Below are 23,508 nucleotides of genomic sequence, written 5' to 3'. Positions count from 1 at the left end.
CGCGCCTGTTGGCGCGGCCCGAAGGATCTTTACTGAGCGCCTGCTTCGAAAGCGGCGACCACTTCGGCGGTCTTTTCGGCCGGCTGCGGGATCAGGCCGGCGGCTTCAAGCGTGCCACCTTCGCCGGACATCTGCTCGGACAGGAAGAACTGAACGAATTCTTCAAGGCCGGGGATGACGCCGATGTGCTGGCCCTTCACGTAGAAGAACAGTGGGCGGGAAACTGGATATTCGCCGGCAGCAACGGCTTCCTTGGATGGCACGACGCCATCGACGGTGGCAACTTTGAGGGTATCGGTGTTCTGCTCGTAGAAGGAGAGGCCAAAGACGCCGACGGTGTTGGTGTCGGAGCTCAGACGAGCCAGGGTTTCGGTGTAGTCGCCGGAGATTTCGGTGACGACGTCCTGGCGCAGGGTGGTGCAAGCGGCTTCAGCGTCTTCTTCGCTGATACCTTCGGGCAGACCTGCTTCTTCGCAGCCAGCGCCGACGACGCGTTCCTGGAAGACTTCGCGGGTGCCGTGGTTGGACGCGGGAATGGCCAGAACGATCGGCTGGTCTGGCAGCGAAGCGTCCACTTCGGACCAGGTCGTGTAGGGATTGTCGACGAGAGCGCCGTCGACCATGACCTGGGCGGCGATCGCCTTGTAGACATGTACTGGGGTCAGGGCGAAGTCGGGGCCTGAAGCCGCCGAAGCGAAGACGATGCCGTCAAAGCCGAACTGGATTTCGCGGATGTCGGTCACGCCAGCTGCGGTGCATGCTTCACGCTCGCCGTCGCGCATCGCACGCGATGCATTGGCAATGTCGATCGTGTTTTCGCCAATGCCTTCGCAGAACTGGCTGAAGCCGCCGCCGGTGCCGCCCGAGCCAACCACTGGCGTGCTGAATTCGGGGAATGCAGCGCCGAACTCTTCGGCTACGATCGACGAAAATGGCAGGACGGTCGAGGAACCGGCAATCTGGATGGTATCGCGCGACTGGGCGAAGCTGGCAGTGGTGCCGAATGCGGCGAGCGCGATCACGGCGGCACTGGCGAATAGTGCGGTCTTCATAGGGATTTCCCTTCCGGAATTCAGTTCAAACCTGGCTGGTCGATCCGGCAATTCATTCCCGGCGCCGCCTTTGACGTGGCCGACCATATGGACCATGGGCGACAGTTTTATTGCAGTTCAATGACGCGTTTATGACGGGCTAAGTCATTGTTATGTCGATGAGTTCTCGACAAGAACGCAACAGGCTCCCGCCTCTATGACGGCAGCAGGGACACCATCGCTACCTTAATAGCGGCCGGACTTCGGCCTGGATCTTGCGCATCAGGGGCAGGAAATTGGCGATCATGTGCGAGGTGGAGGCGCGCGCAGATTGGGCGCCCACGTTGAGCGCGGCAATGATTTCGCCTTGTGCATTATAGAGCGGGATGGCGATCGAGCAGAGACCGAGCTCGAGCTCTTCATCGATCACGGCAAACCCCTGGGCCGCCACGACGGCAAGTTCCGTGGTGATCGAGGCGAGATCGGATTTGGTCTTGGCGGTGTAGGACACCAGCTCCGATTGATCGAGAATGGCGCGCGCCTTGGCCGGCGGCAGGGCGGCCAGCAGGATGCGACCCATCGACGTGCAATAGGCCGGCAGCCGCGCGCCCGCGCCAAGATTGATCGACATCACGCGACGATAAGAGGCGCGTGCGATGTAGAGGATCTCGGACTGGTCCAGAATGGCGGCGGACGAGCTTTCGTTGATCTTGCCGGAGAGCTCTTCGAGGAATGGCTGGATCAGGCGGGGCAGGGGCGTCGCCGCAAGATAGGAATGCCCGAGGTTGAGCACTCGCGGCGTAAGGCGGAAGAACTTTCCGTCATAGGTCGCGTAACCGAGATGGGTAAGGGTCAAAAGGCACCGCCGTGCCGTGGCGCGCTCCAGTCCAGTCCGGCTCGCCACGTCCGTGATGGACTGGCTGGCGTGCTCCTCATCGAAGCAGGCAATCACAGCAAGGCCTTTGACGAGCCCATTGATGATATCGCCTTCGCGCATGATTTCCGTCCCGTTCGCCGCTTGCTGGCGCCAGTGCAAGGCGCTGTTGAGCAATGTCCGGCCGATAAGCCCCTTGCCAGCATTTCTCACCCTGCTAATAGGGCAGGAGGGGCCCATAGCTCAATGGTTAGAGCCGACCGCTCATAACGGACTGGTTTCCGGTTCAAGTCCGGACGCGCCCACCACTACCGCAGGCGGCGAATGCTCTGTTCCGCGGCTATGCTGTCTCGAGCCGGCCTTCATGGCGGGGCCAAGACATGACCCGCGATCACCCTTCCCCCTTTGACCTCACTCCCCGCGCGGCAGGGCGGTGTAAACCCGGGCGACGAACTGATGAAATTCGGCCATGTAGTTGCTCAGGAAGTCGCGCGTGCTCGCGTTGGTGACCTCGCCATCGTCACTAATCAAGTCCGGCGTGAAGTGGATATAGGCTTCCGGAGCGTTCATTTGCGGTGAGTTGCAGAAGCTCAATACGCTGCGGAGGTTTTGCTGGGCGACCGCGGTTCCAATAGCACCGATGGATGCGCCGATCACCGCTGAGGGCTTCCTGGTGAAGGAATTCTCACCCCAGGGACGGCTGGCCCAGTCGATGGCATTCTTGAGCCCACCTGGGATGGCGCGATTATATTCTGGAGTGACGAACAGGATCGCATCGGCGTCCGCGATTGCCTGCTTGAAGGCTCGGGCCGCAGGCGGATAATCCGCGTCATAGTCGGGGCTATAGATCGGGAGTTCGCGAAACGAAATCTCGCTCATTTCAAAGCCGCGATGAGCCAATCGCACAAGGGCTTTGGAGAGCTTCCGGTTTATGGAGGTGCTGGAGAGGCTGCCGACGAGGTAGCCGACCTTGAACATGGTGGTCATGGGGTAACTCCCGAAGCGGATATGAATTGAGCAGAACGCCCGGCAGGACAGTTCGATCCAGAAGACCGCGAAATGGAGATTGCGCAAGAAACGCCCTTGACCCGGCATCCTTACCGACACTAGGAAACCAGGCGTTTCGAACGCGACGGGCCCATAGCTCATTGAATGAGCCGATCAATGCCCGGAGACGAGTGAGGGCGTGTAGCTCAATTGGTTAGAGCCATCCGCTCATAACGGATTGGTTATCGGTTCAAGTCCGGTCACGCCTACCAAAAACGGGCCCCTGTATTGTTGCAGGGGCCCACTCAACTCAATTCTTTCGTGGGACAGGGATCAGCAAAGAATCTGATATTCTCAGCACGCTGTAATTATCTTGTTCCACCCCAACATGTAGTTCACGTCAGGCGTAGCATCGACCGCGTCAACTTGCCCGCGGATACTGGGGTTGACTATCCCGGTTGGAACATATGTTGGGCATATCCATAGGTAAATGAGAACACAACTGGGCATGGTCTTGAAATGACCTCGCTCCTGCCTGCTGTTGTGCTCTTTCTGGCCACATCTCTCGGTTGAAAAGCGGCATTACCAACGCCACTCACGAGATATGGTTCCAATATATGAATAGAATTTCCAGGCTCACCTGCAGCGTAGCGCTGTCCTTGGCGCTCGGCGTCACAGCAATTGTGCCAATGGCCTACGCACACACTACTGTTCTTTCAGGTGTGGCTTCATGGTACGGACCCGGCTTTCATGGCCGCACGACCGCCAATGGCGAAAAATACAACATGAACGGAATGACTGCGGCTCATAAGTCCTTGAAGTTCGGAACCAAGGTCCGGGTCACCAACGAAAACAACGGCAAGTCCGTCGTGGTCCGCATCAACGATCGCGGTCCATATGTGGGCAGCCGCATTATCGATCTGTCCAAAAGTGCCGCCCAGGCCATCGACATGATCGGCCCCGGCACCGCAGCCGTGACCGTTGAAGTCCTGGCATAGCGCGTAGGATTTCTCAGCAGACCTCATCCTGAGCCTGTCGAAGGACGAGGTCGTGGCACCCCAGCCTCCACTCGCTCGACCTCGTGGTTCGACAGGCTCACCATGAGGTCTTCAGGTCCCTCATCTGAGGCCCGTCAAACGCGAGGCATAGCGATCCATTTCCGCTGGACCAAACTGTCTCCGAACAGCTTGGTCCGGCGGTGATCGCAAGCGCTAAGCGATCCCATAACCAACCGGTTCAGGCGACGAGCCTGGGCCCTTCCACCCGAACGCGATTGCGGCCGTCCCGTTTGGCGACATAGAGCGCATCATCGGCCCGCCTCAACACATCCTCAAAACTGCCCGGAGAATTGCTGGTGGCCGCCACACCGGCGCTTACCGTTCTTTGAACGATGTCGTCCTCGGCTCTGAGAGACGTAGTCTCGAAGGCTTCCCGGATCTTCTCGGCGACAAGTACCGCCGTTGCCGCCGCAGTCCGGGGCAGGATCGCGACGAACTCTTCGCCGCCGATCCGGGCTCCCGTCGCCTCGGGCGGCAGGTTTTCGATTATGCAATTGGCAAAGGCCACGAGCAGCCTGTCACCGACAGCGTGACCGTAGCGGTCATTGACGCTCTTGAAATTGTCGAGGTCGAAGGCGATCAGGGCGGTTTGGGGTTCGAGCGTCGCATGAGTGTCCAGAAGCGAGCGGCGGTTCACGAGCCCTGTAAGAGTATCCGTTCGCGCCTCGAGCAGATGCCGTTGCGCCAGGCGTGAATGGTTGAGCGCGGTGGAAATCGCCCCGATACCGGTGATGCCCATGAGCGACACCATGACGTTGAGATCTTCGGCCCAGTTGTCAGGCATCCCGACCAGGACGAAACGCCGTTCTGCGAGGAGCACCAGCCCGCAAAGAGCAAACGAGATGCCGGCGGCGACATAGAGGCCGCACATTGCCGCAATCAGCCCGCGCGCTTCCGACCGGCACTGCCAGAACAGGGCCGCCGCCATGACCAGCATCAGGCCGGAAAACAGGTTCGCAATAATGATGCCGATCCCGGCATAGCCGAGGAGGAAGGGCACGGTGACCAGCACAGCGGTCGGCGCCCCGAATGCTGCGGCATAGCCGAACGGCGCGCGTGCCCTTCGAAACTGCCGCGCTGCACCATAAACCACGGCGAGCCCCGAGGTGAGCAGCACAAACGAGAACGCTCCCACATATGGCGAGAGCGTTTCGGCATAGAAGTTGAAAGCGCCGACGGCGGCGGTCAGCACCAGCATGCCGGCCGACCAGGTCAATAGGAACTTGTCGTTCTTTGCCGCAAACCAGGCGGCCAGGAGCGTCAAGCTCATCGCGCCGCCGGAAAACAGGATGGCGAGCAGCAGAGATTGGTAGTCGAACAGCATGCCCGCTTCCCCCGGCTGTTTGCACCTTAGCCCAGCTGGCGGCTGGGCATTGAACATCACGCAGACTTTGGTGACTGTTCGGTAAATTTCGTCGGTCGCGCAGACATCTTGTTTGCTGGCTTGGTGTTGATTTTGACCGCAGATGAAGTGGCCCGACAGACCTCATGGTGAGCCTGTCGAACCACGAGGTCGAGCGAGTGGAGGCCTGGGTGCCACAACCTCGCCCTTCGACAAGCTCAGGATGAGGTCTACTTGGTACACCTTGGCGAGCCCGGCCGAGCAGCAGCAGGCTCATGCCTCGCCACTCCATTGGACGCCCTCCCGGAAACAGTCTGTTTCCCGCACATCCGCGCACGAAGGGGTGATCGGTCTATCATTTCCGATATGTCAGCATTACTGACCTTATGCTTACGGCGCTCGACCTTGTCGCGCCAATGGTTTCAACAGGAGTAGTGTGATGACGTATGGCCAGATGGGCAGAAGGACGGTGCTTACCGGAGGTGCCAGCCTGATGGGGCTGCTGCTGGCCGGGTGCGCGACCTCGTCCGGCCCCTCGCAGGTCACCGCTGCTGCAGTTGCCGCTCCCACTGGCGCGCAGTCCCCCGTTCCGCCCGAAACTGCCCTGATGTATGCGGCGGTCTTCGATGATACCTATCCCATCCGCGCGTCCCGCATGGAACTTGTGCCCGAGCAGTTCTGGCGCCAGGAGGTGAGCAATCCCACCGGCGAGGAAGCCGGGACCGTGATAGTCGATACGCAGAACCGTTTCCTCTATCACGTGCGCGATGGCGGCATGGCTACGCGCTACGGAGTCGGTATCGGGGCTGCCGGATTCGAATGGGCAGGCAGGGCACACATCGCCTACAAGCGAGAGTGGCCGCGTTGGACCCCGCCGTCCGACATGATCAAGCGCCATCCCGAACTCGAACGTTATCGGCACGGCATGGAGCCCGGACCCGACAATCCGCTTGGCCCGCGTGCGCTCTATATTCACCAGGGCAATACGGACACGCTCTACCGCATTCACGGCAATTCCGATGAGACTACGATCGGCAAGGCGGTGTCCAGCGGTTGTGTTCGTATGTTGCCGCAGGACATTATTCACCTCCATGACAACGTCCGGAGCGGATCGCCCCTGCTGGTGATCTGACGCTGCCTGCTTGTGACGGTTCGCTCAAACCCCGAACGGGAAGGTTTCCGGAGTACCCTGCGGAGCGACGGTGGGCAGGGGTGTAACCGCCTGGGTTTGCTCAAACCACACATAGGCGTCGAATTGCTCGGGCAGAACCGCTTCGAAATAGTGGCTCTGCCGCTCGGTTTCCGGCCGATAGATTACGCCGATGGCGCGCTCCAGCCGCGGTGTCGCCAAGGCCGAGCGCAGCTCTTCGTCCTGCCGCAAATCGGTCAGGGAACGGGCGGTGCCGGTGTGCCGGAATACCCGCTCGTAGGAATCGGGCCGGGAGGGCAGTACGGTCTTGATCTGCATCGGCGCGTCCCAATCGTCGGCGGCGGCCACTGTGCCGTGGTCAGTGCCGAAGCCAATGGCCAGGGCATTGTCGCCCCATGCCGTCTTGGCGAACTGGCCAATATTGAACTGGCCGCTCCAACCCATCTCGGTGGCCGACGCGTTGCCGATGTGAGAATTGTGAGCCCAGACGACGGCCTTGGCCTGTGGGCCGCGGCGATCCAGCAGCGATTGCAGCGTATCGAACATATGCTTGTCGCGCAGATTCCAGGAATCGTTGCGGCCGCGATACATCGCGCGATAATACTGCTCGGCAGACCGGACCACGCGCGCATTCTGCGCGGCGTCAAAGAAGTCGTCGCCGTCCTGGCTGGCATAGTTCACCTGGCGGCTGAGCAGTTCTGCCAATTGTTCGACGATCTCGTCTTCACATGGATCATGTTTGCCTGTGAGTACGGCGTGTCCATACCAGGCGGGCTCCATCTGCCAGGGCGTCAGGCAGCCATAACGCTTGCTCGCGCGCTTGGCTTCCTCGGGATCGACCTCTCTGAGATAATCCAGCACGGCCCCAACCGAGCCGCGCAAGGAATAGACGTCGAGCCCACGGAACTCGACCCGCTCCCCATACGGGCGTCCGGCATTGTGTTCGTGCAGCCAGCCGACAAAGCGGGCAACATCCTCGTTCCGCCACATCCAGGTTGGGAAGCGGGCAAAAGTCTCCTCGTCATAACCGCCGTCCGGCCGCTGCCGCACATGGCGGTCGATCCGGTTTGCATCCGGCCAGTCGGCTTCGACGGCGACGATGGAAAACCCGTGATATTCGATCAGATTGCGGGTTATGGCGGCGCGAGCGGCATAGAATTCCGAAGTGCCATGGCTCGCCTCGCCCAAGAGCACCACTCGCGCGTCGGCGAAGACATCGAAGAACGGGCCGAACTCCAGGGCGTGTTGCGGATCGGGAAGGGGCGTGACCGCGTGGCGAATGGCGCGGGCAATTTCGACGGCGCTTTCCGGCGCGAGATCCATAGTGTTCATCGGTCCCTCCGTGGCTGAAAGGCCCAACGCGACCACCTGTCAGGCGGCTGCCGCTTGTATCTCAGTTTACGAGCTTGCTAGAACCTTACAAAATGCTGACAAGCTGGTGCGGTTTCCTGTAAGTTATTGATCTGCATAACGAATGGAACAAGACGGGGGCCTATTCATTCCTGTGTCGATCCTTGCTTTGAGCAAGGCGAACCAAGGAGAATGATCATGAAGAACCTGCTTCTTGCTTCTGTTGCTCTCATTGCGCTGGGTTCAGCTCCGGTGTTTGCGCAGGATGCTGACGCCAAGACCGATGCTGCGGTGGGCGGCGCTGCCGGTGGTGCCACTGGCGCAGTTGTTGGTGGCCTCGTGTTTGGCCCGATAGGCGCGGTGATTGGCGGCTTTACCGGCGCTACGCTGGGTGCATCGGCCGGCGTCGAAGCTGACTCGGTGGAATATGTGCGCCTCAACCCAACAGAACCTGTGGTGATCGATGGTGACATCGACGTCGGCTTCGTGGTTCCGGAGGATATCGAAATCCACACCATCGAGACCGATCCCGACCACGGCTACTTCTACACCGAGGACCGCGTCTACTTCGTCGACCTGAGCGACCGCACGGTCGTTTATTCGCCGGGGACGGTGGTCGCTGCCGAAACCAGCAGCTGATCCTTTGGCGGTGGATCGCCGAATGGCGGTCCATCAACTGCAAGGGGGGCCTTCAGTCGTTCGAGGAAATCATGACCAAATCGAAATTATTTGCAGGAATGGCGCTTGCCGGCTTGCTGCTATCGACGTCTGCCCTGTCGCCGGTCGGGCCACTGGCCGTCACTCCGGCACAGGCCCAGTCCGTCAGCGTAAGCTTTGATCTATTCTTTGAAGAGCTTGAGCCTCATGGCGTGTGGGTCAGCCATCCACAATACCGCTATGTTTTCTGTCCCACGGGCGTGGACACCACCTGGCGTCCATATACCAACGGACGTTGGCTCTATCTGGAAGACCATGGCTGGTACTTCGCTTCGGATGAGCCATTTGCCTGGGCCACCTATCACTATGGCCGCTGGCTGGATGATGACAATCTGGGCTGGTGCTGGGTGCCTGGCACCAAATGGGCTCCGGCCTGGGTAAGCTGGCGTCGCGGTGATGAGGTCGTGGGCTGGGCTCCCTTGCCGCCGGAAGGGGAAGGTTATGCCGTCTCCCTCGAGGTGGTGCGCGAGGATTTCCCCGAAGACTACTGGGTGTTCGTCCCCACCCGCAGCTTCATCGAGCCCGACCTGTCGGTGAACATCATCTTCGGAGCGGATGCTCGTGACTACTACACCGATACCGAGTTCCTCGGACCTGTGGTGGTCGAGGGAGATGTGGTGACCAACAATGTGATCGAGGTCACCTATATCGAGCAGCAGATCAACCAGGAAATAACCGTCTACAACGTTGAGGAAGCGCCCGATCCAACGGCTGTTTCCGTCACCGGCGACCAGACGGTGCAGATCTTTAACCAGGAGGTTGCGGAACCCACGGAGGATGCAGCGCCTGCCGAAGCAGTGGATGAAGCCGAAGCCCCCGCCGTGATCGCCGAGGAAGGTGGAACGGCGGGCACTGAAGGATCCGAGGCTACGGAGCCGGAGGCCGAGGGTGAAACGCCCGAAACCGATGCGGTGACCACCGAGGAAACCACAGAACCAGAAACCGAAGCGACTGAGCCAGCGGCCACCGAGCCCGAAGGTGCGGAATCTGAGACTACGGAAACCGAGGCAACTGAACCTGCGGCAAGCGAGACCGAGGCGACCGAGACCGACGCTGATGCGGCTGCCCCCGAAGCCGCGACGGACGCCGAGGCCGAAGCTACGACCGAGGAGGCTGAGCCAGAGGCTGGCGCCGAACAGCCGGCAACCGAGGAAGAGCCCGCCGCGGATCAGCCTGCCCCTGCCGCTGAGGAGCAAACGGAAGAAACCCCGCAGCCTGCCGAGGCCGAAGTGGAAGCAGAAACGCAGCCTGCCGACGCCCAAGTCGAAGCAAATGAAGAGGCTGCTTCTCCCGCTGAGGAAGCCGCTCCCCCCGCTGAGGAAGCACCGGCTGCAGACTGTCCTCCTGAACTGCTAGTCGACGGAGTATGCCAGCCAGCAGAACAGAGCCCTGCCGAGGAGCCGGAAGCGGCTCAGCCGGACGAGGCCAGCGAAGCGCCCGAGGACGCGGAAACGGTGGTTCAATAGCCACGAACTCGGGGCGCCGCCGATGCGGCGCCCCAAATATCAGCTGATCGCCCAACCGCGCAAATCACTCCAGGAGGCGGTGGCGCCAAGATTTCGCCAAATTGGTTAACATCGTAAGTCCATGAGTCCGACCATTTATTTTACAATTCGGCCCGACCGGCAAGTCTCTCCCTCACGGTTAACAATTGCTTAACGCGGATGATTCACGTTTAGCTTACGGGGCAGAGTATTTCTGGAGTACGGCGGATGCTTCCTGGGGCGCAACAGACGCAACGTGCTGATCATGATCATGAGGACGGGGGCAATGTCCCTGCGATACAAGGTAACCCGCTAGGCCGGTTGTGGCCCGAGCTTGGTCAGATCGAGTGCTCGCACGACATCTCCCATGCAACGCTTTGGAGTTTCATGGCTTTCCGGGGCCGACCGTCCTACAATCCCAGCTTGCTGGAGGATTTTCACCGCTGGCAGACCAATATTGGTGTCATGAAGCGAGCCTATCCTGGGACGCTGAAATATGTGGTGCTTGGCTCGCGGCAACCAGGCGTGTTCTGCCTCGGCGGTGACCTCGACCATTTCCTGAATTGCATCGCCCGGCGGGATCGCGAGAGCCTTGTGCAATACGGATTGTCCTGCGTGACCATCCTGCACCGCAACTGGCAGGCGCTGAACTGTGACGTGACGACCATTGGCCTTGCGCAGGGTGATGCCCTGGGGGGAGGGTTCGAGTCGTTGCTCTCGTTCGACGTGATCTGCGCCGAAAAGGGAACGAAATTCGGCTTTCCTGAACAATTGTTCGGGCTTTTCCCAGGCATGGGAGCATTGTCATTCCTTGGCCGCAAGCTGGGGTTTGCGAAGGCCGAACTGTTGGTTCGTACCGGCAAAATCCTTACCGCAGAGGAGCTGTATGAGCTTGGCTTGGTTCATATCCTCGCCGAGCCGGGGCAGGGCATTTCCGCGGTCAGCCGCTACATCCAGAAGAACCAGGCGCGGCATGGGGCGCAGCTACAGATGCACCGGGCCAGCAAGCGGGCCAATCCGCTCCCGTATGAGGAACTCAGCGATATCGTGATGTTATGGGTCGAAGCTTGCCTGCAGCTTGAGGATCATAACCTCAATGTGATGCGTCGGCTGATTGGTGCGCAGTCGAAACTGGGGATGGTGGCCTGACGCTCAGGCAGCAAGAAACCGGCTGACTTTGGTGGGTGAAAACTGGGAAAGCACCGCGCCAATCGTGGCAGCAGGCTCCGGTTTTCCCAGCAGATAGCCCTGCACATGCGTGCAGCCTGCTCGCGCCAGGAACTGCAATTGCTCTTCGGTTTCTACACATTCTGCCACTACGCTGGTGCCCAGAATCTGTCCGATGTTGCAGACCGCCCTGATCACGGCGACCGAGCTGGCATCGCGGCCGAGGTCGCGCACGAAGGACCCGTCGATCTTGATCTTGCTGAAGGGGAAGGTCCGCAGGTGACTGAGTGAGGAGTAACCCGTTCCGAAATCATCCAGCGACACGCCCACTCCGATCGAGCGGAAGCGGTCCAGCATGTCCTGCGTCGTGGCGGTTTCGTTGAGCAGGGCGGTCTCGGTGATTTCCAGTTCGATCCGGCCTGGCGGAAGTGCCGACGAACGCAGCACCTGTTCGAGGAAATCGGGGAAAGTCTTGTCCTGGAACTGAACGGCCGAGAAATTAATGGCCAGCGTCACGTCACTGTCCAACCCGCTCAAAACGTTCGCCGCTTCCTGCACAACCCAGCGGCCGATCGCTATGATCAGGCCGGTTTCTTCGGCGACGGGAATGAATTCGGCCGGCGAAACCCAGCCGCGGGTAGGGTGCCGCCAGCGGATGAGAGTTTCCAAGGCCGAGATCCTCCCCGACGAGAGCTCTATGATCGGCTGGAAGGCGAGAGTGAACTGGTTGTCAGCAATCGCAGTTCTGATATCGAGCTCCAACTGGCGGCGGAGTTGCATCTGGACGTCCAGATCATCTTCAAAGACCACCACGTTCTGTCGGCCATTGGCTTTGGCGCGGTAAAGCGCCATGTCGGCACGCTGGAAGAGAACGTCGTTCTCGACCCCATGATCGGGAGCCAGCGCAATACCGATACTGGCGCCGATGTTGATGCGATTGCCGCTTATCTCGAATGGCATGCACAGGCGCTCGACAAGAGCCGCCGAAAGCCTTTGATAGTTGGCCGCATCGCCCATCAGAGGCTGGATCACGACGAACTCGTCGCCGCCCAGGCGTGCCACAAAGCCATTGGAGCCGACGACATCGACGATCCGTTTGGCCACCTCGACCAGCAGGTCGTCCCCGACGGGGTGACCCAGGGTGTCGTTGACGGCCTTGAAATTGTCGAGGTCAATCAGATGCAGGGCCAGCGACAAAGAGCTGCCGAGGTTGTTCAGGTTTTTCTTGAGGACTTCCCGGAACGATGCGCGGTTCATCAGGCCGGTAAGCTCGTCGGTCCAGGCAAGCTTCTCGATGCGGTCCTGCGCTTTTGCCTGTTCGGTGACGTCCTCGAACACGATCACGGCGTTGCCGTTTTCCATGGTTTGCCGGGATACAGCGATGGCCGTGCCATCGGGCAGTTGCACGGAGCTCTTCCTGTTGCGCGAGGAACTGATGCTGTAGCGGACTTCGCTGATCAGCTTGGCATTGCGCGAGGCGACGTCGTCAGACTCCGCCCAGTTCAGCATCTCTTCGAGACGCATGCCCTTGAAAATGCCTTCGCCGTCGTGCTGCAGGATGTCCAGTAGCTTCTGGTTCCATACCAAGAGGGCACCGTCGGCGTCGAACATACAGAGCCCGTGGGACATATTGTTCAATGCGTCGTCGAACAGGGCAGCCTGCTGCTGGGACGCGCGGGCCAATTTAGCGTTGAGAATCTGCGTGTTGAGGGCACCGATGATCGTCTCGCGTACGGAGACGGTGATGTCCGTCATGCCAAACATGAAGATCAGCAGGGCGCTTCCCACGATCTGATAGAAGCTAGTGGGGTGCAGGATGAGGCCGAGGCACATTGGCGCTGCGGCAAGATACAACTGGCTGAGCGCTATCCAAGGACGGCCCGCATTGCGCCCGGTGATGCTGGCGGCGTAGGCCGCCGTGGTCGTCGTCAGCATCAGGTGCAGCGGTTCGTTGTCGACGCGAAGGATCGCCAGGAAGCTCGCCAGGCCCAGCGAGAGGGCAAATAACCCTGCACCAGTAGCGTAGGCGAACTCCCAGCGGTTCACATTCGCTGCGTTGACCGGGTTTCCACGGACGTAAATGAACCCAAGGATAATCCGGCCCGCAGCAACAACGACGATAAAGTCGGCTACCGTCTCCAGGATGACGTCGTTGGAGAGGATCGAAACGGTTGCGGCAATCCACAACCCTGCGAGTGCTCCAGCAATCAGGGATGCAAAGGGGTAGAACAGGCCGTCGACGAGCTGCAATCGTATTTCAATTGGCAAAGCTCGCTCAGAACGCATCATCGACAGGAAGCGTTTGAACATGCTGACGCACCTCCGCGCACCAGTTTACCGGCAAATTGTGAAAAATTGCTTGAGCAATTCCGTCAAAGCCACGGTCGGGCGGCGTTGATTGCCGAATGCCCGGGAACACAAGCTACCTATAACCCACCACACCTTAATAGTAATTACGTATCCAGGGTGGTCTGGTCCTGCTGGTTAACAGAAGATGTCCCTGCCTGGTGAGGGCCGGCAATCAATGCTGCCAGACCACCAGGCCGGCCGCTGTCGCCATCATGACGCTGGCCGTCTTGTTGAGCCTGCCGAGGGCTTTTGAGCTCTTGAACATTTCCCGCGCGGCCGACGCCAGCCAGGCATAGCCACACCCGATGAGCAGCAGCACAACAATCACAATGAAGGTCAGTTCGGCAAACGCTAGCGGTGTCATCTGATCCAGCGGGATCACCGTGGGCAGGATGGCGAGGTAGAAGATGATGGTCTTGGGATTGCCCATGGTGAGCGAGAAGCCGGCAAGAAAGGTTTTCCAGCCGTCTTCGTTCCTGGGCTTCATCTGTTCGGCACCGGGCCGAGCCGTCCAGAACTTATATGCGATATAGAGCAGGTACGCGGCACCGGCCCAGCGCACGACCACGAACACCGGTCCAAAATAGGTGGCTATTGCCGCCAGCCCGAAAACCGCGAATACGAAGTAGACCAGATCGCCTGCGAGTATCCCCAGCACCATGGGGAAGGCGCCCTTGAACCCGCCGCCAAGAGCCCGGGCCACCACGGCCGCTACGCCTGGCCCCGGCACGAGCACTGCTATCGCATAGGCGATCGTGAAGGTGAGTAGCGTCAGTGGTTCCATAATGTCCGTCCCGGTTCGGAGGCGGACATTACGCGCGAGTTCTTGCGCCCGCAACTCCGCTCAGGGAAGGCGGGCGAGGCGTTCGGTCAGCAGCCGGTAGAAGCCGTCGGCATCGCCATGGCGCATGTAGGTGGCGTTCCTTATCTTGCCGGTAACATGCCAATAGTCGGTCACCGTCATGCCCATGGTGAGTTCGCTCGCCGTTTCGATGGTGACATTGCAATGGCGGCCCTCGAAGAGATCGGGCTGGAGCAGATAGGCGATAACCGTGGGATCGTGGAGCGGCGCGCCTGCCCAGCCATATTTCTGCAGGTCGAAAGTTTCCGAGAATGTCAGCATGGCATGGACTGCCTGACCGGATTTGTTTCCCAGGTTGAGGATGGCGGCAAGCCGATCCGGCGTGGATTGGATCTGGTGCGTGACGTCGAGCGGCAAGATCGTGATGGGTGCGCCGCAACGCATGACAACATCAGCGGCTTCGGGATCGACGTAGATGTTGAATTCCGCCGCCGGAGTGATGTTCCCAACCTCGAAATAAGCGCCGCCCATCATGACGATTTCGGCAATGCGCTCGGCGATGCGCGGCTCCTTGATCAATGCCATGGCGATATTGGTCAATGGTCCCAGCGTGCAAAGCGTGATGGTGCCTGCTTCCGCCCTCATCAAGGTATCGATGATGTAGTCAACGCCGTGCTGGCTCTGCAGCGGGATGGTAGGAGCGGGCAGGTCAGGACCGTTCAGCCCCGTGTCTCCATGGACGTGTTCGGCGGTGACCAGGGCGCGACGCATCGGGCGAGCACATCCGGCATAGACCGGGACGTCGTGCCGACAGGCCAGCTCCACCACCTTGCGGGCGTTGTTGGCGTTGTGGTGCAACCCCACATTGCCCGCGACAGCAACGATGCCCAGAACTTCCAATTCCTCGGGGGACGCGAGTGCCATCAGGATAGCGACGGCATCGTCCTGGCCGGGGTCGGTGTCGATGATGATTTTACGTGGCATTTCCGGCCCTTGGAAGCTGAATCGCTGAGGTCGATCCTAGCTGCTGTCGGTTCGCCGGTCGACCGTTCCAAGCCAGCAAAATGAGGAACATTCGAATGCGGCCTCACGTTACCTGAGTTGCGAGGGGTTGCAACAAACGGACACCGCCAATGGCACGCGCGACACTTCGGCCCCGGTCCAGGCAGGACATGAGCGAGAACCAGTTCGAACGGCTTTTGAACAATGCCGCGCGGTTTTCTCTGGTCTTCCTTGGCTTCATCACATTGCTGGTCGTGTTGCAGCTGGGGCAGATTTTCCTGGCGCCCGTTGCGCTGGCCGTCGTCGTCGGTTTGATGTTCGGCCCGGTGGCCGACCGGGTCGAGCGCTTCGGGGTGCCGCCGGCGCTGGCAGCTGCCATCGTGGTGCTCATGCTCCTGGGCATCCTCGCCGTCAGCGTCATCCTGTTCGCCGTGCCTTTGTCGGATTGGGTTGCCCGCGCGCCGGTGATCTGGAGCAGGCTGCAGTTGCAGTTGCAAAACCTCGAGGGGCCGCTGGAGACGATCACGGCGGTGCAGGAGCAGTTCACCGCCGTACTGAGCAGCGATGAGACAATGTCGGTGACCGTGGAGAACGACGGCCCGATGATGGATCTTGCCATGCTGGCTCCGGCCATTCTGGCGCAGATCCTGATCTTTCTGGCGAGCCTCTATTTCTTTGTGGCGACCCGCGATCACATTCGTATTTCGGTTCTGTCGCTCTGCGTCAGCAGGAGAATGCGGTGGCGCACCGCCCACATCTTTCGGGATGTCGAGCAAAAGGTCAGCCGGTTTCTGCTGTCGATTACTGTCATTAATATGCTGGTCGGATGTGTTGTCGGGCTGGTCATGTGGGCCATCGGCATGCCCTCGCCGCTGCTCTGGGGCGCGATGGCGGCAGCGCTGAACTACATTCCCTATGTGGGACAGGCCGTGATGATCCTGACGCTGCTCGCAGTTGGGCTCGGCACGCGCACGGGGCTGGAGGATATCCTGCTGCCGGTGGGCTGTTATGTGGCCATCAACTTCGTCGAAGGCCAGATCGTGACGCCGCACTTCATCGGGCGCACCATGACGCTTAATCCCTTTCTGATTTTTCTATCCATCACCTTCTGGCTATGGGCCTGGGGACCCATCGGTGGGCTTATTGCTGTTCCGAGCCTGCTGATCGGAGGTTCCGTGCTGGCCCATGTGTTGCCGGGCAGGCCGATGGTGCCCAATCGGCCGGTGCGCCGCACGCCCGGGATGACCGATGGGCAAGAAGTTCTAGCCAACGCTGCCCGGGCTATCCGGGAACAGGCGCAGCAGCCACAAAAGCCCACAGACAAACATCGCCAGGAGCGCTTCGAACCGCCCGAGGGTACGGCCCCCACCGGTGTGGAAGTGCATAGGTAGCCCTGCGCGGCGTCCCCTTGACGCGAAGCGTCCGAGGCCTGAACACTGCGTCGCTCAATGGGGCTGGAGTTGGCTGTGGCAGATGGGATTGTCGAACATGCGGCGGGCGCCGCGGCGCATGGTGTCGATCTGGTACCTGTCGTGGCTCTGTTGGCAGCAGCGGTCATCGGCGTGCCGCTGTTCAAGCGGCTGGGATTGGGGTCGGTGCTGGGCTATCTGGCGGCCGGACTGCTGCTTGGCCCCTCCGGGATTGCCCTGATCCATGACCCGGCATCCGTACTCACCACCGCGGAACTCGGGGTGGTGATGTTCCTGTTCATCATCGGCCTCGAAATGGAGCCATCCAAACTGTGGGCGCTGCGCAGGCAGATCTTTGGTCTGGGCGTCATACAGGTTCTCTCCTGTGGCGCGCTCCTCACCGGCGTTGGCATATTGCTGGGGTTCGCGCCTGTGGTTTCCTTCGTGTTCGGCATGGGCTTTGTGATGACCTCCACGGCCATCGTCATGCAGATACTGGGAGAGCGCGGGGAGCTCGCCAGCACTGGCGGACAGAAGATGGTTTCGATCCTCCTTCTCGAAGATCTGGCCATCGTACCTCTGCTAGCGTCGGTTGCGATCCTGGCGCCATCCAGCGGGGAGCAGGCCGACCTGGCGCAGCGGCTGATCAGCATCGGCGTTGCGCTGGGTGCGGTCCTGCTGCTGATTTTCCTTGGCCGACGGGTCATAAACCGGTTTTTTGCCCTTCTCGCATCAACCAAGCTGCGCGAGGTCATGACAGCCGCCGCCTTGCTGGTGGTACTGGGGGCGGCCCTGCTGTTCCAGGCCAGCGGCCTGTCGATGGCCATGGGGGCATTTCTGGCGGGCGTGCTGCTCTCCACCTCAACCTTCCGGCACCAATTGGAAGCCGACGTAGAGCCGTTTCGCGGAATATTGCTGGGCCTGTTCTTTTTGGCCGTCGGAATGTCGCTCGACCTGCGTATCGTTGCCGACAACTGGCAGATCGTCGCGCTCAGTGTCGCCGCCTACATGGTGACAAAGGGACTCGCGATCTACCTCATCGCCAGAGCGCTTAAATCAAGCCATGGCGAGGCACTTGAGCGTGCCGTGCTCATGGGGCAGGGCGGTGAGTTCGCCTTTGTGCTGTACACCACTGCGGCCTCGGCAGGCATTATCGATGCGCCCACCAACGCCATCTTCACGGCCACGGTGATCGTCTCGATGGTGCTGACGCCGTTTCTCATCATAGGCCTGCGCTATGTCATGCCAAAGCAGCAGCAGCCGTCCTTTGATGGGGTGGAAAAGGTGCGCGACCTCCATGCCCAGGTGCTCATCATCGGCTTCGGCCGCTTCGGGCAGATCGTCAGCCAGCCACTGCTTGCCATGAAGCATACCGTGGCGATTATCGACAACGACACCGAAATGATCAGGGCGGCGGCCCAGATCGGCTTCAAGGTCTACTATGGCGATGGTACGCGGCTCGATATCCTGCGCGCCGCGGGTGCTGGTACGGCGGATGTGATCCTGGTCTGTACCGACAGGAAAGAGCAGACCACCAGGATCATCGAATTGCTGCGCGATGAATTTCCCCTCGCCAAGGTCATGGCGCGGGCCTTTGATCGTGCTCACGCCATCGAGCTGGTTCGGGCAGGGGTCGAATACCAGGCGCGGGAAATGTTCGAATCCGCCGTGATGTTCGGGGGCGCGGTCATCAAGACGCTGGGCGCGAGCGATGAGGAGGCCACCGAGGTGCTCGAGGGTGTTCGCGACCGGGACCGACAACGCTTTGATATGCAACTGGCCGGCGAGGACTGGGCGCTCGGCCGAAGATTGCTGCTCAGCAATGCCCAGGAGCAGGCGCGCGAAGGCGGGGTAGCGCTTTCCGAGGACGTGGTGGAAGACGCAGTCGCCAAGAGCATCAATCCTACCCAGGCCGCATGACCACGCCGAGGGGGCTTCCGCCTGCATAAATTAAGTGCAAGGATTGGCACCCGACAGAGGGGAAACTGTTCGATATGGAAACTGGATTGCGATATGCCGCAACAGCCGATTGTCTACGATGCCCCTACGCCAGAGCCGCGCGCAACAACGGTTGAGGCCATACAGGCGGAAATCCTTGAGCGCCTGATCTATTCTGTCGGCAAGGACCCTATCGTCGCCCGGCCGCATGACTGGCTTGCCGCCACCATATTGGCGGTGCGGGACAGGGTCATGGATCGCTGGATGGAATCGTCCCGCGCAACGTGGCGGACATCCAACAAGCGGGTCTATTATCTGAGTCTTGAGTTCCTCATTGGCCGCCTTATGCGCGACGCCATGAGCAATGTCGGCCTGATGGAGCCGGTGCGCGATGCGCTCAAGAACCTCAACGTGGATCTGGGGGACCTTATCAGTCTCGAGCCCGATGCGGCTCTGGGCAATGGTGGGCTGGGGCGGCTTGCCGCGTGCTTCCTTGAATCCATGTCCACGCTGCAGATCCCGGCCTATGGCTACGGCATTCGATATGCCCATGGCCTGTTCCGGCAGGAGATGAGCGAAGGCTGGCAGGTGGAATTGCCCGAGGATTGGCTGGCGCACGGCAATCCCTGGGAATTCGAACGCCGCGAAAGTGCCTATGAGGTTGGCTTTGGCGGCTATGTGGAGCCGGTCACCGATCCGGATGGAGCGGTACGGCAGGAGTGGCGGCCCAACGATCATCTGCTGGCGGTGGCATATGACACGCCGATCGTAGGTTGGCGCGGTGCTCGCGTTAACACCCTGCGGTTGTGGAGTGCGCAGCCGATCGATCCGATCCTGCTCGACAAGTTTAATTCGGGCGATCACCTCGGAGCGCTGGAGGAAAGCTCGCGGGCCGAGGCGATCACGCGTGTGCTTTATCCGGCGGACTCCACGGCAGCGGGGCAAGAGCTGCGGTTGAGGCAGGAGTTCTTCTTCTCGTCTGCATCGCTGCAGGACATCGTGCGGCGGCATCTGCAGCAATACGGCGATCTGGGGTCGCTGCCCGACAAGGTCGCCATCCAACTTAACGACACGCATCCGGCAATCTCGATCTGCGAGATGATGCGTATCCTTGTGGATGACAATGGTCTCGAATGGAGCAAGGCCTGGAATTTGTGCAAGGGCGTGTTCGGTTATACCAACCACACGCTGCTGCCTGAGGCCTTGGAGAGCTGGCCCGTGGCCTTGCTGGAGCGGCTGCTGCCGCGCCACATGCAGATCATCTACCAGATCAATGCGGGCGTGCTGGCCGAGGCGCGCGAGCGTGGTAAGTTCAGCGATGCGCAGATTTCCAGTCTGTCGCTGATCGACGAGCACGGTGGACGCCGCGTTCGCATGGGCCAGCTTGCTTTTGTCGGTTCGCACTCGATCAATGGGGTCTCCGCACTTCACACCGAGTTGATGAAGCAGACGGTATTTTCGGACCTGCACAAGCTCTATCCGGACCGCATCAACAACAAGACCAATGGCATCACACCCCGCCGCTGGTTGATGCAGTGCAACCCCGAGTTGACCAGGTTGATTGTCGATCGGATCGGTCCGGGGTTCCTCGATGATATCGATCTGCTCAAAGGGCTGGATGCCCATGCTGACGATCCGACGTTCCAGGGGCAGTTTGCTGCCGTCAAGCAAGCCAACAAGCAAAAGCTGGCCAAGCTGATAAAAGATCGCATGAACATCACCGTCTCGCCTGACGCGATGTTCGACGTGCAGATCAAGCGCATTCACGAGTACAAGCGCCAGTTACTCAACATTATCCAAGCCGTTGCGCTCTATGACGAAATTCGCGCTCACCCGGAACGCGAATGGGTGCCGCGCGTTAAGATTTTCGCAGGCAAGGCAGCTCCGGGATACTGGAACGCCAAGCTCATCATCAAGCTTATCAACGACGTCGCCAAGGTCATCAACAACGACCCGGCGGTTCGAGGAATGCTCAAGGTGGTGTTCCTGCCGAACTACAATGTGAGCTTGGCTGAAGTGATTGTTCCCGCCGCCGATCTGTCTGAACAAATTTCCACCGCAGGAATGGAAGCCTCTGGGACAGGCAACATGAAGTTCATGGCCAATGGTGCGATCACCATCGGGACCATGGATGGTGCCAACGTGGAGATGCACAAGGAAGTGGGAGCCAAGAACATCGTCATCTTCGGTCTTTCCACCGCCCAGGTGAATGAGAAACGGGTCCGCGGTGAAACGCCACGGTCAGTGATCGAAGGATCGCCCAAACTCCAGGAAGCGCTTGATACTATCGCCTCAGGCGTTTTCTCTCCAGACGACACCAATCGTTATCGAGACTTGATTGGCGGGCTGTACGAGCATGACTGGTTTATGGTGGCTCGCGACTTCGAGGCCTATGTCGCGGCGCAAGCCGAGGTGGACGAGATCTGGAGAGACAAGCGGCGCTGGAACGCGATGGCTATCCGCAACACAGCAGATGTGGGCTTCTTTTCATCCGACCGCACCATCCGGCAGTATGCTCAGGATATCTGGAATGTGAAAGCGTAGCGAAAATCGTCGATGCGAGGACGGCAAACAAGACTTGCCGCCTTGGCAGGGTTTATTTGAGCGCACACGGTCCCAGACCTGTGCTGCTTCGGGGAGCGAGCGCGTGAGCAAGGAAGACTGGCAAGCCGATTCACGGGAAGTAGAGGCCATCGTCGAGGGCCGCCACAGCAATGCTTTCGCATTTCTCGGCCTGCATGAGGTCAAGGGTAGCTGGGTGTTGCGGGCATTTGTGCCGCATGCAGAGACCCTTGCCGCCTACTCTCTCGATGGCACTGAACTCGGTCATTTGATACCGCGCCACCCTGCGGGATTTTTCGAAGGCAAGGTGGACGCTACCAAGCCGCAGCCAATCCGCTATCGTGCAAAGAACGCCGGGGGCGAATGGGATGTTTATGATCCCTATTCGTTCGGACCGGTGCTGGGTCCGATGGACGACTATTACATCGGTGAAGGCAGCCATTTGCGCTTGTTCGACAAGCTGGGCGCCCATGAAATGGAATTCGAGGGCATCCACGGCACCCATTTTGCTGTCTGGGCTCCAAATGCTCAGCGCGTGAGCGTCGTTGGCATGTTCAATGACTGGGACGGCCGGCGCCATCCCATGCGCAAGCGGCTTGAAACCGGAATTTGGGAAGTCTTCATCCCAATTCTGGGTACTGGAACACTATACAAATATGAGATCGTCGGCCGCGATGGCACGGTCCAGCCGCTCAAGGCTGATCCCTACGCGCGCCAATCGGAAATGCGCCCCCGCACGGCCTCGGTTGTGCCCGATCCGACCGAATTTAGCTGGACTGACCAGCAATATCTTGAGGAGCGCGCAACTCGCGATTGGCGCCGTACGCCGATGTCGATCTACGAGGTGCATCTGGGCAGTTGGCGGCGCCGGCCCGATGGCGGCTTTCTGAGCTACGACCAGTTGGCCGAGCAGCTCGTGCCCTATGTGGCCGACATGGGTTACACCCATATCGAGCTGATGCCGATCACCGAACACCCCTATGATCCGAGCTGGGGTTATCAGCCCACGGGGCTCTTTGCGCCTACGGCCCGGTTTGGCGATCCGGCCGGGTTCGCGCGGTTCGTCAACGCGGCGCATGAAGCGGGGCTTGGCATCATCCTCGATTGGGTGCCGGCACACTTCCCAACCGATGCGCATGGTCTTGCCCGGTTCGATGGCACCGCGCTTTACGAACATGAAGATCCGCGCCAGGGCTACCATCCGGACTGGAACACCGCGATCTACAATTTCGGGCGCAAGGAAGTTGTCAGTTTCCTCGTCAACAACGCCTTGTTCTGGCTGGAGAAGTTCCACCTCGATGGCTTGCGGGTCGATGCCGTAGCCTCGATGCTCTACCTCGACTATTCGCGCCAGCATGGCGAGTGGGTGCCCAACAAGTTTGGCGGCAACGAAAACCTCGAGGCCGTCGATTTCATCCGGCGCGTGAATTCAGAGGCCTACCGGCTGCATCCGGGCACGTTCATGATCGCCGAGGAGTCCACTTCATGGCCTGGCGTCAGCCACCCCGCTTACACGGGTGGTCTTGGCTTTGGCTTCAAGTGGAACATGGGTTTCATGAACGATACGCTGCGGTTCATGGGCCGGGAGGCGGTGCATCGCAAGTACCACCACAACGACATGACCTTTGGCATGGTCTATGCCTTTTCCGAGAACTTCGTGCTGCCGCTGAGCCATGACGAAGTGGTGCATGGCAAGGGATCGTTGCTGGAGAAAATGCCGGGTGACGATTGGCAGCAATTCGCCAATCTGCGCGCCTATCTGGCGTTCATGTGGGGTCACCCGGGCAAGAAGCTGCTGTTCATGGGGCAGGAATTCGCGCAGCGGGAGGAATGGTCTGAGGCCAAGTCTCTCGACTGGTATCTGCTCGACGCCAGCATGCATGAAGGCATGCGCCGGCTCGTGGCAGACCTTAACCTGGCTTATCGGGAACTGCCGGCGCTGCACGCGCGCGACTGCGAGCCGGATGGTTTTGAATGGGTGATCGGGAACGATCACACCAATTCGGTTTTTGCTTGGCTGCGCAAGGCGCCGGGCAGCTCGCCCATTCTCGTGGTCTCCAATTTCACGCCGGTTCCACGCAGCGGCTACAAGATACCAATGCCGCTCGCGGGAAAATGGGTGGAGCGGATCAATACCGATGCGGGTTGGTATTCCGGTAGCAACACCGGCAATCAGGGTGCTGTTACCGCCCATGCTGTCGATGGGCAGCATTGGCCAGCGGAGGCGGAAATCTACCTGCCGCCGCTGTCGACGCTGTTTCTTAAGTTTGAGCCGGAATGAGCCGG

17 protein-coding genes and 2 tRNA genes are annotated in these 23,508 nt (G+C 60.1%); 11 read left to right on the top strand and 8 right to left on the bottom strand.

The annotated features are described in order from the left end of the window. Positions 1-29: 29 nt before the first annotated feature. Together C8264_RS12140 and C8264_RS12135 are read right to left on the bottom strand one after the other, a co-directional pair. Positions 30-1,052: a substrate-binding domain-containing protein gene (locus C8264_RS12140; RefSeq protein WP_108461243.1), complete on the bottom strand. Its 1,023-nt coding sequence runs from the start codon at positions 1,050-1,052 to the stop codon at positions 30-32. Positions 1,053-1,272: 220 nt separating this feature from the next. Further along, on the bottom strand, positions 1,273-2,028 hold the full coding sequence (locus C8264_RS12135; protein WP_108461271.1) for an IclR family transcriptional regulator domain-containing protein: 756 nt from the start codon (positions 2,026-2,028) through the stop codon (positions 1,273-1,275). 109 nt (positions 2,029-2,137) lie between these two features. Here C8264_RS12135 and C8264_RS12130 point away from each other — a divergent pair. Next, positions 2,138-2,213 (top strand) — tRNA-Ile (locus C8264_RS12130). A gap of 103 nt (positions 2,214-2,316) precedes the next feature. Here the strand turns inward: C8264_RS12130 and C8264_RS12125 are convergent. Next, positions 2,317-2,892, bottom strand: a complete 576-nt coding sequence (locus tag C8264_RS12125) for an NADPH-dependent FMN reductase (RefSeq protein WP_108461242.1) — start codon at positions 2,890-2,892, stop codon at positions 2,317-2,319. Between the two features lie 195 nt (positions 2,893-3,087). Between C8264_RS12125 and C8264_RS12120 the strand changes: the two genes are divergently transcribed. Together C8264_RS12120 and C8264_RS12115 are read left to right on the top strand one after the other, a co-directional pair. Beyond that, positions 3,088-3,164: transfer RNA gene (locus C8264_RS12120), tRNA-Ile, on the top strand. Positions 3,165-3,581: 417 nt separating this feature from the next. After that, positions 3,582-3,890, top strand: a complete 309-nt coding sequence (locus C8264_RS12115) for a septal ring lytic transglycosylase RlpA family protein (protein ID WP_245893121.1) — start codon at positions 3,582-3,584, stop codon at positions 3,888-3,890. Positions 3,891-4,128: 238 nt separating this feature from the next. Here the strand turns inward: C8264_RS12115 and C8264_RS12110 are convergent, their stop codons facing one another. After that, complete coding sequence (locus C8264_RS12110) at positions 4,129-5,274, bottom strand: GGDEF domain-containing protein (RefSeq protein ID WP_162783604.1); 1,146 nt, start codon at positions 5,272-5,274, stop codon at positions 4,129-4,131. A gap of 457 nt (positions 5,275-5,731) precedes the next feature. Here C8264_RS12110 and C8264_RS12105 point away from each other — a divergent pair, with 457 nt between their 5' ends. Next, positions 5,732-6,424: a L,D-transpeptidase gene (locus C8264_RS12105; protein WP_108461239.1), complete on the top strand. Its 693-nt coding sequence runs from the start codon at positions 5,732-5,734 to the stop codon at positions 6,422-6,424. Positions 6,425-6,448: 24 nt separating this feature from the next. Here C8264_RS12105 and C8264_RS12100 read toward each other — a convergent pair whose 3' ends face one another. Then, a complete protein-coding gene (locus C8264_RS12100) occupies positions 6,449-7,774 on the bottom strand; it encodes an erythromycin esterase family protein (protein ID WP_108461238.1) in 1,326 nt (441 codons plus the stop codon). Positions 7,775-7,990: 216 nt separating this feature from the next. Between C8264_RS12100 and C8264_RS12095 the strand changes: the two genes are divergently transcribed. From C8264_RS12095 to C8264_RS12085, 3 genes are all read left to right on the top strand, one after another. Beyond that, positions 7,991-8,431, top strand: coding sequence for a DUF1236 domain-containing protein (locus tag C8264_RS12095; protein WP_162783603.1), 441 nt, complete (start codon positions 7,991-7,993; stop codon positions 8,429-8,431). Positions 8,432-8,502: 71 nt separating this feature from the next. Further along, entirely contained in the window at positions 8,503-9,975 is a 1,473-nt protein-coding gene (locus tag C8264_RS12090; protein WP_162783602.1) for a DUF6600 domain-containing protein, read from the top strand. A gap of 246 nt (positions 9,976-10,221) precedes the next feature. Further along, positions 10,222-11,142, top strand: a complete 921-nt coding sequence (locus C8264_RS12085; protein ID WP_108461235.1) for a crotonase/enoyl-CoA hydratase family protein — start codon at positions 10,222-10,224, stop codon at positions 11,140-11,142. 3 nt (positions 11,143-11,145) lie between these two features. Here C8264_RS12085 and C8264_RS12080 read toward each other — a convergent pair whose 3' ends face one another. The 3 genes from C8264_RS12080 to C8264_RS12070 form a co-directional block, all read right to left on the bottom strand. Continuing rightward, positions 11,146-13,470 (bottom strand): putative bifunctional diguanylate cyclase/phosphodiesterase, encoded by a 2,325-nt coding sequence (locus C8264_RS12080; RefSeq protein WP_108461234.1) that lies wholly within the window; start codon positions 13,468-13,470, stop codon positions 11,146-11,148. A gap of 211 nt (positions 13,471-13,681) precedes the next feature. Further along, entirely contained in the window at positions 13,682-14,293 is a 612-nt protein-coding gene (locus C8264_RS12075) for a LysE family translocator (protein ID WP_108461233.1), read from the bottom strand. 60 nt (positions 14,294-14,353) lie between these two features. Further along, the gene (locus C8264_RS12070; protein WP_108461232.1) at positions 14,354-15,295 is read right to left on the bottom strand and encodes a nucleoside hydrolase; all 942 of its coding nucleotides are present in this window, start codon (positions 15,293-15,295) and stop codon (positions 14,354-14,356) included. A 149-nt stretch (positions 15,296-15,444) separates the two neighbouring features. Between C8264_RS12070 and C8264_RS12065 the strand changes: the two genes are divergently transcribed. From C8264_RS12065 to glgB, 4 genes are all read left to right on the top strand, one after another. Next, positions 15,445-16,704: an AI-2E family transporter gene (locus C8264_RS12065; RefSeq protein WP_108461231.1), complete on the top strand. Its 1,260-nt coding sequence runs from the start codon at positions 15,445-15,447 to the stop codon at positions 16,702-16,704. A gap of 75 nt (positions 16,705-16,779) precedes the next feature. Continuing rightward, complete coding sequence (locus C8264_RS12060; protein ID WP_245893119.1) at positions 16,780-18,642, top strand: monovalent cation:proton antiporter-2 (CPA2) family protein; 1,863 nt, start codon at positions 16,780-16,782, stop codon at positions 18,640-18,642. A 93-nt stretch (positions 18,643-18,735) separates the two neighbouring features. Continuing rightward, positions 18,736-21,204 carry a glycogen/starch/alpha-glucan phosphorylase gene (locus tag C8264_RS12055; protein WP_108461229.1) on the top strand — a complete coding sequence of 823 codons (2,469 nt, stop codon included), beginning with the start codon at positions 18,736-18,738 and terminating at the stop codon, positions 21,202-21,204. Between the two features lie 103 nt (positions 21,205-21,307). Next, positions 21,308-23,503, top strand: a complete 2,196-nt coding sequence (glgB, locus tag C8264_RS12050; protein ID WP_108461228.1) for a 1,4-alpha-glucan branching protein GlgB — start codon at positions 21,308-21,310, stop codon at positions 23,501-23,503. Positions 23,504-23,508: the final 5 nt, after the last annotated feature.

It is taken from the genome of Devosia naphthalenivorans, from assembly GCF_003056355.1.
Taxonomy (GTDB): domain Bacteria; phylum Pseudomonadota; class Alphaproteobacteria; order Rhizobiales; family Devosiaceae; genus Devosia; species Devosia naphthalenivorans.
The sequence above is the reverse complement of the archived record's forward strand: the minus strand, read 5'-3'. Positions and strand labels throughout refer to the sequence as shown.